Consider the following 13,283-nt stretch of genomic DNA (forward strand, 5'->3'; position numbering starts at 1 on the left):
CGTGAAAATTTATGAGACCGAGGTCAGTACCGATTGATTGTCTTCCGGTGCTATTTTGAACTGCAAGGCTGGAAGCTTATTCGTTCCAAAATGTGCCACATAGAGAAACACGTACTCACGGATGAAAATCTTGAGGTCCCATCCTTCATAATGTTCACGTTCAAATTCTTCAAACACCCGCTCGGCATCCTCGACGCCCAGACCGTCCTTGACGGTAAAATAATAATCCAAGGCCAGATCCCATTCTGGGTTCTTATAAAAAGTCACGCCAAATTTTTCAGGATTCTTGGCAACCGGCGTATGCTTACTCAAATCGAACGTTCCAAAGCCAATTGAATGAACATGTTCTTTATTGTCTTCGAGTAATTGCGTAGAAACTTTCGCGTCTTCGTAGCGTTCACCAGGAAACCCAAAGAAACCCATAATATGATTCCAGACTCCATGACGAGAAGACAGTTCCAAGCTTCGTTGAATGACATCGCGGGTCGTGGCTTTGTCCATGAGTTGCAGCACGCGCTCGCTGCCTGACTCATAGCCCATATGGAGATATTTACAGCCGGACTCCTGGGCCGTTTGCCAGACGTGATCATCAAGCAAACTTTTTTCAAAACGAATATGCGTCGTCCAGGCAATATCCATTTTATGTTCGACGAGAGAATTGGTGAGTTTTCGAAATAACGCCGGTGGATACGACTCATCCGTAAAGTGGAAATGGCGTGTCTGATATTTTTCTTTGAGATGTGAAATCTCCTGTATGATTTCTTGAATCTTTTTGGTTCGATAGCCTGCCGTATAGCCTTCGCCATGATCACAAAACTCACAGCGCCCCCAATAACACCCGCGTGTCGCTAAGTACGGTAAGACGCGATCAGGTACAAAGTACTTTTCGAGGGGTAATCCATCAAAGTCAGGGGGAGGCAGTTCCGCCATATTTTCCGCATAGGTCGCCGTACTGACATGAATACCCTCTGCGTCTCGATAGATTAAATTGGGAACATTGGCCAGCTCACCTTTTGACCCGATTGCTTCGATGAGACGAAGAAATGCTGTCTCGCCTTCATACACAACGGCGCTATCAAATAGGGCAAACAACTTGGGAGACTGAGGCAACACGTCACGAAGCCGCGTGACGGTGTTTCCGCCAATGGTGACATGAATATGCGGAAACTGTTCCTTAATTAACGAACAGAACGTCATCGAAGAAAAGAGCTGTTGCTGCAGGACAATCGAAATGCCGATAATTTCCGGTTGTTCGGCTTCAATGGCCGGTTTCAAAATGTGCTCAAACACATCTCGATACACATTGACTTGTGTATCTTCCACCGCCTCAAGAATTTCAGACGACATAAAGACTTTATAGGACAAATCTGTTTCCATTGGTGGCATACAGATTCTCGCAGGGGCATAGACCAACGAAATGGTGGTCGTGACTTCCCGAAACACATTGATCGCCCACTCCAGCTTATTAATGTCATACAGATCAGGACTGCGAACAATGCGCTTGGCTTCCTCGGCTCGTTCCGTTAACTCGCCGATATGACTTCTGGTGCATTCGCACAGCGCGATCTGAAGGTCAATCTCAGCTTCAGTGAGATCACGGGTTCGAGAAAGTTTTTTCAGTCGATCTAATTGTTGCGGAACCCGCTTTAAAACTTTTCCTAAAAAATCACCACTGAAGTACCAATCATACATTTCAAGATTGACATCTTTTTGAACGACGTCATGGCCGGCCGCGCGAATAAAGGCGGTAAGCGTCGGAAGACTCAGGTATGGTTCAGAGGGAAACCAATCTGGCGGAAACACCAACATGACCTTGCTCGGACGTTGTGGCGTCAGCTTGTCCTCACCACGGACAGGCTGGATCAATGATGGAGTGATTAACCCCCCTTTATCGTAATCAATTCTCATAGGTAACCCTTCTACAACAATAAATTAAGTCAGATTGAGTTGAGGCCGATACTGAGAATGACCATGAACAAACCAACGAGTGTTTTCTATTCAGAAATTCTACTGATGGACCATTCTATGTCCTCAGAAAATCCATGGTCAAGGCCTTAAGATGACTCCTTGTTTTTGAGAAAATTTCATTGACAGAGTTGTCAGTTATCTATAGGATTACGAGTTTGTGACCGGCTGTGTATCAGGTTTAGATTTCGTCTGATTCCCGCCTGCTTGTTTTAACTCCTTTAATCCCTAAAACCATTCCCTCCTGTGGGACAACATGTGAGGATAGCCCCATGACTAAGTGCGCGACAACAGAACCAAAACATTGGATGTCATATCTCATTGATTCGCTCGTAAATTCAGGGGCGCTCCCCAGTTGGGAAGCTCTCGATTATGTCACAACGAATCTTCTTGGAGAATCTCCCAATTCTCACCTTCACCATTCCAAGTCTCCCTATGAAGCCACTCAGCAATTTTTGAATCGTGTCTATGGACCAATTGTGGAAGCAGCCTCTCGAACCATTGACCTGCCAACGCAAGCCATGATTCACATGTTCACCGATATTAGTCTTATCGGGAAGTCAGCGGTCCTTGTCGTCTATTTTCCTGGGGACAACCAGCCTCACCAACTCTTACTCCTTGATTCGGCTCCTGCCTGGGATCTTGTGTTTGAGTCAGAAACGCAATTCAATCTATGGGCAGAAGAGCGTTACCAATGGATTACCCAAGCGCTTCAATCCATTGCCACCGACACACGGCAGCCATCAGAAACGCTCGAAGAACCAGCAATGGCACAGTTAGTATAAAGCCTCGTCGTTCGTGATCAATTCTACGCGCCTTCTCAATGCTTGACTGTTGAGAGGGCGCGTTGTGTTTGCAACGCCATCGCTTCTCCCTACTCTAATCTTTTCTCTATAAATGGCTTGATCATCGGCCTTCCATCCCTCACTACGCCCACACCCATAGCGCATACCCAAAGAAGGCGAAGTACGAGATACCGACAATTCCGACAAACCATTTCGTAAGGGATGACGATGTACCGTGCAGTACACTGATGGCAGAAATAAGGACAACGACGACTTCCAAGCCTGTCACAAGATGACCGTAATGCTGAGGGTCCCAATAGGAAATGGGACTTTCAAAACGCCAATCGGACAAGGGGAGAAAATGTCGATGTCCATCATCATGATGAAGCGGTAAATCTGCAAATACATGCAACATCATACTTGTACAGAGAAAGAGACCAGCTTTCGAATGGGTTATCCATGCGATAAGCAATCCTATGATGATAAAGGGAAGCGAATTAAAACAATCAAAGAAATTTTGCCAAGCTTCGAGGTAGTAATCATGACTCCAGATCACATGTTCTGGAATGTTTCGAAGTACTTTTTCAATAAAATAAAAGAGAAACATCGGGGCATCGGGAAGAATGGCGCCTGTAAGGATATACAACTGATGACGCGGCGACTCTTGTCGACCAAGTAAAGCCAGGTTCACCAATAAATGAGCAGGCGTGTTCATGAAAGAAAGGCTCAATCAATGCAATTGAACTGCTCAAGATCGATCAAATTGCGTTTTGTTGCACAACTCTGTTTCTTGGATAATGCTCAGAGCCGTATTTCAAGAAAAGGCCGGAAGAAATCTTGACTGAGACAAGATGAGCGGGGATAGGCTATCATATGAGATGAGAAACCTAAAATCATCCATAGATCAAGGGAGGAAGCATCGATATGCCGACAAATGCATTAAAGAAAGATACGCCACGAGGAAACGGGCCGGTTGCAGTACAGGGAACTACGAAAGAGGCAAGCGAACAAAATGACGCACAAACAGAATCAGATCTCGCGGCCCAAGAAATAGAGGCACTTTGGGAATCTCAAGAAATCGGACTGACACGGTGGTCAACAGAAGATGGGAAACGCTATGCGGATTAATCCTATCGTCATTCACGCGCGTTAAAACTTATACGTCAATTCAAATAAGTTCACATCAACCCCACGATTATCAGACCCCCACATGCCGGCATCCGATATGTGGTGAAACCGCCAACCAATTCCAATATGGTCCGTAACATAATACGTGAGACCACCCTGTCCCACGATTTGAATAGGACCACCAAGGTCCTGTCGGCCATACTTCTCTCGGCTCACATAGGCAAGACCAGGCCCGCCATTGATGCTGATATTCCACTCGGGATACCAAAATACAATGCCCGGTGAAATTGTCCCAATAAATCCAAGATCGCCGTCCCCACGCAAGGCTCCGAGCGAACCGTTCATGCGAAAATATATTTCCCAGCCCGAATCATAATAATACTGCGTAGGAAATCTCATTGCGCCAAAGATATCAAATTGCTCAAAGCTTTCTTTTTCGGTCGGTGGAATTGCCACATATTCGGCATTAAATCCGCCTCGAATCCCAATCTCATCCCATCCAAAACGCTCCTCATCACCACGAGGCCTTGCCGTCGATCCTTTTTTCTCAGAGACAGCGTCTTCGCGATCTACATCGTTTGTTGCCAGAATGCGAGGAGCCGTGTCTGCTGACACATCATTCGTCGACATAGCCAGACTATCGATCACAGGAGTGTCGAGTGGTTCCTCGGCAATTGGCATTGCTATGACCGGAGGAGCAATGAGTTCAGGCGCAAGTGTTTTACGCACGAGCCTATCAGACTGCAATATTTGTGGTTCGTTACGCATGTCATCATTCAGCCGTACTGGCAGCCTTGCTGGATCCACAACGTCACTTACCTCTTCTTCAAATGATGTCTTTATGACCGGCTCTATACGTTGGCCTTCTGTTGTACGCCAGGCTCGTTGGGAAGGTACAGCAATGCGATCTCGCTCACCATCAGCTTCGTGAACCAGCATCGTCGTTTCGGAAGTCGCCTGCGGACGCTTACAGGAGCTTGGGTCTGGTGATTCACAAGAAGATGAGCGTGGAAGACTCTTACTCTCATCACGCACTGGAATAGATTCCACGTCACCAGCGGCTGTTTGAACGTGTGAAGGAGTCGCACCTGGGTTCTGGGCAAATGCAGTAGAGTCAACAGAAAGCGGCGACGCATGTTCTTCAATCGTCGCTCCCTGTTCCGTGTCACCCGCTGCAAACTCTTTAGACGATTGGCCCTGGCTACCCATCCAAACCAATGCACCAATACCAACCAGGCCACCGAATCCTATGAGGAGAGATTTCATCATATGTATAGACCGTGCAATCCTTTCAATCGACACAAGGGCGTCTTAGACGACGAACCTGCCAGCCCAAGACATCGTCAGGTATGTAATATCTGCCAATATCTGGCATACGAAGCGAGCAGTAATTATTTGAGTAAAGAGTACTCATACAGGAAAATGATAATCCAGTGACAATTGATACAGCTTATAAACTCATGCTCGAAGGGGGTATCCGAATGGGCGTGAGGGGGGACTTCAACCGATCTGAACGCAACAGGAAAAACGCTGAAATGAGTTGCCGCACCACATAATCAGAACCTTATAGGGAAATTCACAAAACTACGATTTTTACCATACCATAGTTGGATCTTCAAGATCACCCGTACGATTCTGAAATATAACCGTATTCGAGGACGAACCCTATAATCTTAAGATTGTAGCGACTTATAGGCCTATGTAAACTTTTCCTGCCATCGCGAACACTCCTAGACTCAACCCCCTGCCGTCAATTCTTTCTCATTTCGGCTACAGGGATTGGATAGAGACCCATTTTCCTCCAATAGCCCTAGGTCATGCTGACCTCATAGATTCCACCTCTTGTTCCATGTGCATCGTCGTTACGTAACATTGGCTTGTCTTTTTATCTCGGCTCGCTATACTGATTCTCACTTACTTGATTTCATTGGAAGGGTCCAAGGATGGGACATTCCCCAGGACGGAACATACTCCCTGGATTGGGAAGCCTACTTATCGGATGTCTGTGGCTTCTGGCATTGAATTCTCAACCCTCACCGGCAAGCGCCTCCACTGCTTCCATCCCGGAACAGGCCGATGGTCCACTCCTGATCTGGAATGAAAAGGCCAAGTACTATCTGGTCATCGCTGTGGATCAAACCGGAGTTCCAGGAACGGAACTGCCATTTACGCTGACGGATGGAAATTTGGTGGCCAAACAGTTTGAATCTCTAGGCTACCTTCCGCTGCTCGAAAAACAGTTAATCGGGGCAACCGCCACCAAGAACAAAGTCAACGCCGCACTCAAACGTATCCGCACCCTGCAAGAGTATGCTTCTGTCATCATCTATTACAGTGGGCATGGCGTGGCCAGCCCGAATGACAAGGACGTCTCACTCCAGCTCGCTGGACAAAATGACCTCGACTATGGATTGGGAATTCAAGTCGCAGACTTAATTGAATCGGCAAGAGACACCACCTATCTTGGAGAACTACATTTGATCATCGACGCCTGTTTTAGCGGAACCGGCGCGTTCACTGGCGCGTTGACGCTCAAAGAAGTCGGAGCCAAAACCACCATTTTCACGTCGAGCGCCACAACACAAAATTCATATCCCGTCACACTCAATACTGGATCAAAACCTAGCGCCTTTACCCATACAATCTTACAGGCATTGGGACAAGATTGGCGAAAAGCCGACGACAATGGAGACGGCATTCTTCGCTTTGGGGAAATCAAAACTTATAGTTTTAATCAACTAAGAAATTTGCACAAGCAGGGGCAGATACCGGAACAGATGCGACCGCAGCTCGTTGGAGGTCATCATGAGGAAGTTATTCTGGCGTATAAGAGAGAAGAAGTCCGTCGTTGGGAATCCAGCACACGAGAGGCGCTGACATTGGTGGCGCTAGAACGGAGTCTCATTCCTACCATGCCGACGGGTGCACCAGAGAAATCAGAGAAGCCGAAGATTCCTCAAGATGCACAGATCTTGGCCAAACAACTCACCCCAACGAATGACGATCCCTATGTACTTGGTATTAAAGCTCAAGCCGAAGGTATGTTAGAAGACGCCAACGCATTCTTCGAGAAAGCCGAAAAACTCGAAGAAGAGCATAAAGAAAAACTTGCCAAGATTTACCTGGCGCGCGGAAGAAATATGATCTATGCCGGGAACTACAAGAACGCACTTTCCTGGTACCAAAAACGTGTCGCGCTTAAGCCCACAAAAGACCCCGCATTCTTGAACGAATTCGGGCAAGCCTGGCATAGAGCGGGAAAATTCAGAGAGGCCTTGCCCTTTTATAAAGAAGCACTGGACCTTCGAGAAAAAACGCTGAAAGCCGATGCCCCTGACTTGGCTGTAAGTCTCAACAACCTGGCGGTCTTATATCAAACGCAAGGCCAATACGCCGAGGCCGAGCCTCTCTACCAGCGTGCCATTCAAATCGACGAAATCGCCCTGGGTCCCAACCATCCGGATCTGGCTACGGACCTCAACAACCTGGCGGAACTCTATCGAACACAAGGCCAGTATGCCGAGGCCGAGCCCCTCTACCAGCGCGTGATCAAGATCTTTGAGGGTTTCCTCGGGTCAAGTCATCCCAATGTTGCCACCGCACTCAACAACCTGGCGGCCTTATATCAAACGCAAGGCCAATACGCCGAGGCCGAGCCTCTCTACCAGCGCGCCATTCAAATCGACGAAATCGCCTTGGGTCCCAAGCATCCGGGTCTAGCTGCGGACCTCAACAACCTGGCGGAACTCTATCGAATACAAGGTCAGTACGCCAAGGCCGAGCCCCTCTACCAGCGCGCCTTAGCCATCAGTGAACAGGCTTTGGGCGCCGACCATCCCCAAGTGGCCTTGAATCTCAACAACCTGGCGCTCTTGTATGACACACACGGCCAGTACGCCGAGGCTGAGCCCCTCTACCAGCGCGCCTTAACCATCAATGGACAGGCTTTGGGCGCCGACCATCCCCAAGTGGCCTTGAACCTCAACAACCTGGCGGAACTCTATCGAATACAAGGTCAGTACGCCGAGGCTGAGCCCCTCTACCAGCGCGCCTTAGCCATCAATGGACAGGCTTTGGGCGCCGACCATCCCCAAGTGGCCTTGAACCTCAACAACCTGGCGCTCCTCTATGACGCCCAAGGCAAGCACGCCGAGGCTGAGCCCCTCTACCAGCGCGCCCTAACCATCAATGGACAGGCTTTGGGTGCCGACCATCCCCAAGTGGCCTTGAACCTCAACAACCTGGCGGAACTCTATCGAATACAAGGTCAGTACGCCGAAGCTGAGCCCCTCTACCAGCGCGCCTATGAGATTCTTAAAGTCCGGCTGGGACTCAAACATCCTAATACCAAAACCGTATTAACCAATTATGTCGAGTTTCTCAGAAAAGCCAAACTCAATGAGACGATCACCCAATTACTTCCGGACTTGAAAGCAGCGTTCCCTGGAATTTATGCGCAAGACTCACAGGGGAATACAGAGTAAATACTTCTGGATGTCTACCGTCCGCTGCACGAAGCCAAAAAGTATTTTCATACAGCCAACATCAGGTTGTTTATTTAAAAGGACCTTTCCATGAAACTTCCATTCAACTCACATCTCTCATGTATACGCCGATTTCTCAGCAACCTGGTTCTATTCTTCTTTTTGGGGATCGGCCTCGTCGCCTGTGACCCAGAAGAGACTGTTCAACAATACTTTACGAAAAAAGGTTTGAATGGGCTGGCTATACTTCGCACGGACGTTGAACCAGGGACGTTAATTCTCGTCGGAAAGTCTGGAGAGGCCCGTTTGGTGGACAGACTGCTCAACTTCCTGCCTCCGGACAAACGAAATCCCGCTCATTTACCGATTCACAACTGCGGAACCCTGCAAGGATGTCCAGGGATTCTGAGTGGCCACCAAGCACACAGCACCACAACCGCATCCGCGGCGCTCTCGTTTTTCCATAGTCTGTTTCGCGTACAACCTGCCGTCGATTTCGAACTAACGGAACAAGTGTCTGTCCAACAACTAGACTCGCGATACGAGAAAATCGGCATCGGCGACCTGGAAGCTTTCCTTCGCACCAGGGAGGCCAAACCCATTTACCAAAGAATTCTGGATTCACTGAATGACGGGGAACAGGCCTTTGTGGCTTATGAAGTTCATTCGGCTACACGCCTTCATATTGCCGCTGCAAGTGGGCATGACATTGCTCCCAGTCTTGAAGTCGAAACGATTAAACACATTCCTTTAGGCGGGAAAGCTGGCTTGAATGTCACGAAAACTTCCAAAGAAACGCTTTCGGTGTCTTCCGATCAAGCCTACATTTTTGCCGTTAAAACTGCAGAGTTTGTGAAGGGAGATGTTCGAGGCACGATTAAATTGAAGGTGACGCAGCCCATCCCCATCACAGCTGGAGACATCAAAGGCCCATCGACCTCAACGCCTTCGGACCTCAATGCTTACGCCGCGCCAATTCATAAGGGGTTTGCCGCCGTACGTTTCGTGAATGAGTAGGTGAACTTCTCATTAGTACATATGCTCTGAAGCCTTCAGGCTATAGCCGTCCTAATACCTTGAGTATGTTCGAAGTGTATTGGAACGGCTATAGGTCCCAATGAAAAGTTTAAGAGCTATAAAACCACTATCTATGCCTTGGTCTAACTCATGCGTTCTCCCATCAACTTTCATTGAGAGGTAGACAATAATAATTTAATCTGGATCATACGATAAATTCGGTGCCAGCCATCGCTCAATAATCGACAGGTCCATTTGTTTTCTGGCGGCATAGTCTTTGACCTGGTCTTTATCGATCTTCCCGACGCCAAAGTATTTGGCTTGCGGATGAGCAAAATATAAACCGCTGACTGACGACGCTGGTAACATCGCATAGGTTTCCGTCAATGTAATCCCGGTATGTTTTTCCACATCGAGTAAGTCAAACAGGACAGGCTTTTCGGTATGGTCGGGGCTTGCTGGGTATCCCGGTGCCGGACGGATGCCGCGATAGCGTTCCCGAATAAGCTCTTCGTTTGAAAATTTTTCATCTTGTCCATACCCCCACTCTTTTCGAGCGTCACGATGCAGCCATTCGGCAAAGGCTTCGGCCAATCGATCGGCCAGCGCTTTCGTCATAATGGAGTTGTAATCATCATGATCTTTATCAAATCGCTCACACAGTTCTTGAACTCCAAGTCCCGCCGTCACAGCAAACCCGCCGATATAGTCGTGTAACCCTGTTGACTTTGGCGCAATGAAGTCGGCGAGCGCATAATTCTCATCGCCCTGTGGTTTTTCCATTTGTTGACGAAGCGTGTGGAAGGTGGTGATGACCTTGGTGCGTGACTCATCAGCATACACCTGAATGTCATCGTCTACGCTGTTAGCCGGGTAAAACCCATAGATGCCTTTGGCCTGAAATAATTTTTGGTCTACAATTTCTTGAAGAAGCTTCTTCGCATCGTCAAAGAGTTCTTTGGCTTTGCTCCCGACGGTTTCATCTTCGAATATTTTTGGATACCGGCCCTTTAATTCCCATGTATGAAAAAACGGCGTCCAATCGATGATCTCTACTAAGTCCGGCAACGACATGTCGTCAAATACACGAGTCCCTAGAAAACTCGGTGTCGCAATTTCCGTCGACTCCCATTGAATTGCCGTCCGTTTTTTTCTCGCCTCTTCCAGTGAAAGCAAGCGTTTAGTCGACTTCTTATTTTTATGAGCTTCACGGGTTTTCGCTTGTTGCTCCTGAACGTTCTCGATAAATTCGGCCTTGCCTTCTGGACTCAGGAGTTGCCGCACGACATTGACCGCCACCGATGCGTCTAGGACATGCACGACCGGATGCTGATAGCCAGGAGCAATTTTCACCGCCGTGTGGGCCTTACTCGTGGTGGCGCCGCCAATCAAGAGCGGAATGTCAAAGCCTTCCCGATTCATTTCCTTGGCGTTATGAACCATTTCATCCAAGGAAGGTGTAATGAGTCCGCTCAATCCGATCATATCGACTTTTTCTTCCCTGGCTCGTTGCAAAATTTTATCGCAATGCACCATCACGCCGAGATCGATGACTTCATAATTGTTGCATCCCAGCACAACGCCCACGATATTTTTCCCAATATCATGGACATCGCCTTTGACCGTGGCCATGAGGACTTTTCCCTGCGCACTACTACCCGTGGCTTCCTTCTCTTTTTCCATAAATGGCAGTAGGTAGGCCACGGCTTTTTTCATTACGCGAGCACTTTTCACAACTTGCGGAAGAAACATTTTGCCAGAGCCAAAGAGGTCCCCAACGATGTTCATACCGTCCATTAACGGTCCTTCAATAACATGCAACGGCTTATCATATTGCTGACGTGCCTCTTCGACATCTTCAATGATGAATTCTACAAGACCTTTCACCAGCGCATGCGAAAGGCGTTCCTGTACGGTGCCTTGCCGCCAAGCTTCGTCTTTGACAACCACCTTTCCGCCTTGTTTGACGGTTTCGGCAAATGTCACCAGGCGTTCCGTCGCATCCTCACGCCGATTCAGCAACACATCTTCAACCAATTCAAGCAGGTCTTTGGGAATCTCTGCATACACCCCTAGCTGCCCCGCATTGACAATGGCCATGTCCAGACCGGCCTTGATCGCGTGATATAAAAAGGCCGTGTGCATGGCCTCCCGAACCACGTTGTTCCCTCGAAACGAGAAGGAGATATTGCTCAACCCGCCACTGACTTTACAATGCGGCAACGTGGCCTTAATTTGCTTGGTGGCTTCAATAAAATTCACGGCATAATTATTATGTTCTTCAATGCCCGTTGCCACGGTGAGAATATTGGGGTCGAAAATAATGTCTTCGGGAGGAAAATGAATCTCTTCGGTTAAGATCTTATAGGCTCTACTACAGATTTCGACCTTTCGTTCCGCCGTATCGGCTTGGCCAACTTCATCAAACGCCATGACCACAACTGCCGCACCAAACCGCCGGACGATTCGAGCTTGTTCTTTGAATTTTTCTTCCCCTTCTTTCAAACTGATAGAATTCACCACGCCTTTTCCCTGAATACATTGCAGGCCTGCTTCAATCACCGACCACCGAGAACTATCAATCATGATAGGCACTCGACAAATATCTGGTTCCGAGGCAATGAGGTGCAGGAAATGCACCATGGCTTTTTCCGAATCCAGCATGCCTTCATCCATGTTGATATCGATAATTTGCGCTCCACCTTCGACTTGTTGACGGGCAACGGCCAAGGCCTCTTCGAAATTTCCATTCAAAATGAGTTTGGCAAATTTCGGCGAACCGGTGACATTGGTCCGTTCACCGATATTAATGAAATTCGCTTCCGGTCGAATGGAAATGGCTTCCAGTCCGCTAAGACGGGTGACATGAGAGGACGATACCGGCTCATGCGGAGGTAAGTCTGAAACGGCCTCGGCTATGGCCTGAATGTGATCCGGCGTACTGCCACAGCATCCGCCAACGATATTCAACCATCCATTATTGGCAAATTCTCGCAAGTCTTCACCCATGCGCTCAGGGGTTTCGTCAAACCCGCCAAACGCATTCGGTAATCCGGCGTTGGGATAGCAACTGATATACACTGGCGCGATGCCGGAGAGTTCTTCAATATACGGACGCATTTGCTTGGCTCCCAACGCACAATTGATCCCGACGCTGAGTACGTTGGCATGCGAGACGGAATTCCAAAATGCCTCGATGACCTGTCCTGATAAGGTTCGCCCACTCTGGTCGGTAATGGTCACGGATATCATGATCGGGACAGGTTGGCCCTGTTCCTGGCAGTAGCGATCAATAGCGTTGAGCGCAGCTTTCGCATTCAATGTGTCGAAAATGGTTTCAACCAACAAGAGATCCGAACCACCGTCCATCAGCCCACGCACTTGCTCGTAATAGGCTTCTTCCAGTTGATTGAACGTCACAGCCCGAAACGCCGGGTCGTTGACATCGGGAGACATTGATGCGGTTCTGTTCGTTGGCCCCATCGACCCGGCAACAAATCGAGGACGACTCGGGTCTTTCGCCATGACCGCTTTAACTGCCTCACGCGCAACTTGTGCCCCCGCAACATTCAACTCATAGGCTAAGGACTCCATCTTATAGTCAGCCATGGAAATGATATTGGAATTGAATGTATTCGTTTCAATAATATCGGCACCTGCATCCATATAGGCTTGATGAATGGATTGAATGATTTTGGGTTGCGTGATGGATAACAGATCATTATTGCCTTTGACGTCACTTGGATGATCGACGAATCGAGTTCCTCGAAAGTCTGGCTCTTCTAACGTATGCTTTTGAATCATGGTGCCCATGGCTCCATCCATCACCACAATTCGATCACGTAACAACGACTCTAAATTTGACATTCGCTCTTTCTCCTCAGAAAACAACATTCATAACAAT

At 48.3% G+C, this 13,283-nt stretch carries 8 protein-coding genes; 4 read left to right on the forward strand and 4 right to left on the reverse strand.

What is annotated here, in order from left to right:
- Positions 1-9: 9 nt before the first annotated feature.
- On the reverse strand, positions 10-1,908 hold the full coding sequence (locus tag ACWHX8_RS09800; RefSeq protein WP_447971764.1) for a B12-binding domain-containing radical SAM protein: 1,899 nt from the start codon (positions 1,906-1,908) through the stop codon (positions 10-12).
- Positions 1,909-2,237: 329 nt separating this feature from the next.
- Between ACWHX8_RS09800 and ACWHX8_RS09805 the strand changes: the two genes are divergently transcribed.
- A complete protein-coding gene (locus ACWHX8_RS09805) occupies positions 2,238-2,750 on the forward strand; it encodes a hypothetical protein (RefSeq protein ID WP_447971765.1) in 513 nt (170 codons plus the stop codon).
- A 142-nt stretch (positions 2,751-2,892) separates the two neighbouring features.
- Here the strand turns inward: ACWHX8_RS09805 and ACWHX8_RS09810 are convergent, their stop codons facing one another.
- Positions 2,893-3,465, reverse strand: a complete 573-nt coding sequence (locus tag ACWHX8_RS09810; protein WP_447971766.1) for a hypothetical protein — start codon at positions 3,463-3,465, stop codon at positions 2,893-2,895.
- A gap of 209 nt (positions 3,466-3,674) precedes the next feature.
- Between ACWHX8_RS09810 and ACWHX8_RS09815 the strand changes: the two genes are divergently transcribed.
- On the forward strand, positions 3,675-3,878 hold the full coding sequence (locus tag ACWHX8_RS09815; RefSeq protein ID WP_447971767.1) for a hypothetical protein: 204 nt from the start codon (positions 3,675-3,677) through the stop codon (positions 3,876-3,878).
- A gap of 21 nt (positions 3,879-3,899) precedes the next feature.
- Here ACWHX8_RS09815 and ACWHX8_RS09820 read toward each other — a convergent pair whose 3' ends face one another.
- Complete coding sequence (locus tag ACWHX8_RS09820) at positions 3,900-5,147, reverse strand: acyloxyacyl hydrolase (RefSeq protein WP_447971768.1); 1,248 nt, start codon at positions 5,145-5,147, stop codon at positions 3,900-3,902.
- Positions 5,148-5,821: 674 nt separating this feature from the next.
- Here ACWHX8_RS09820 and ACWHX8_RS09825 point away from each other — a divergent pair.
- Both ACWHX8_RS09825 and ACWHX8_RS09830 read left to right on the forward strand, forming a co-directional pair.
- On the forward strand, positions 5,822-8,362 hold the full coding sequence (locus tag ACWHX8_RS09825; RefSeq protein ID WP_447971769.1) for a tetratricopeptide repeat protein: 2,541 nt from the start codon (positions 5,822-5,824) through the stop codon (positions 8,360-8,362).
- Between the two features lie 90 nt (positions 8,363-8,452).
- On the forward strand, positions 8,453-9,379 hold the full coding sequence (locus ACWHX8_RS09830; protein WP_447971770.1) for a hypothetical protein: 927 nt from the start codon (positions 8,453-8,455) through the stop codon (positions 9,377-9,379).
- 195 nt (positions 9,380-9,574) lie between these two features.
- Here ACWHX8_RS09830 and metH read toward each other — a convergent pair whose 3' ends face one another.
- On the reverse strand, positions 9,575-13,246 hold the full coding sequence (gene metH, locus ACWHX8_RS09835) for a methionine synthase (protein WP_447971771.1): 3,672 nt from the start codon (positions 13,244-13,246) through the stop codon (positions 9,575-9,577).
- Positions 13,247-13,283: the final 37 nt, after the last annotated feature.

Source organism: Nitrospira sp. M1, from assembly GCF_965152605.1.

What these genes read in the sequence shown, in the direction of transcription:
- ACWHX8_RS09800 (WP_447971764.1), bottom strand. Translation starts at nt 1,908, where the DNA reads ATGAGAATTGATTACGATAAAGGGGGGTTAATCACTCCATCATTGATC.
- ACWHX8_RS09805 (WP_447971765.1), top strand. Translation starts at nt 2,238, where the DNA reads ATGACTAAGTGCGCGACAACAGAACCAAAACATTGGATGTCATATCTC.
- ACWHX8_RS09810 (WP_447971766.1), bottom strand. Translation starts at nt 3,465, where the DNA reads ATGAACACGCCTGCTCATTTATTGGTGAACCTGGCTTTACTTGGTCGA.
- ACWHX8_RS09815 (WP_447971767.1), top strand. Translation starts at nt 3,675, where the DNA reads ATGCCGACAAATGCATTAAAGAAAGATACGCCACGAGGAAACGGGCCG.
- ACWHX8_RS09820 (WP_447971768.1), bottom strand. Translation starts at nt 5,147, where the DNA reads ATGATGAAATCTCTCCTCATAGGATTCGGTGGCCTGGTTGGTATTGGT.
- ACWHX8_RS09825 (WP_447971769.1), top strand. Translation starts at nt 5,822, where the DNA reads ATGGGACATTCCCCAGGACGGAACATACTCCCTGGATTGGGAAGCCTA.
- ACWHX8_RS09830 (WP_447971770.1), top strand. Translation starts at nt 8,453, where the DNA reads ATGAAACTTCCATTCAACTCACATCTCTCATGTATACGCCGATTTCTC.
- metH (WP_447971771.1), bottom strand. Translation starts at nt 13,246, where the DNA reads ATGTCAAATTTAGAGTCGTTGTTACGTGATCGAATTGTGGTGATGGAT.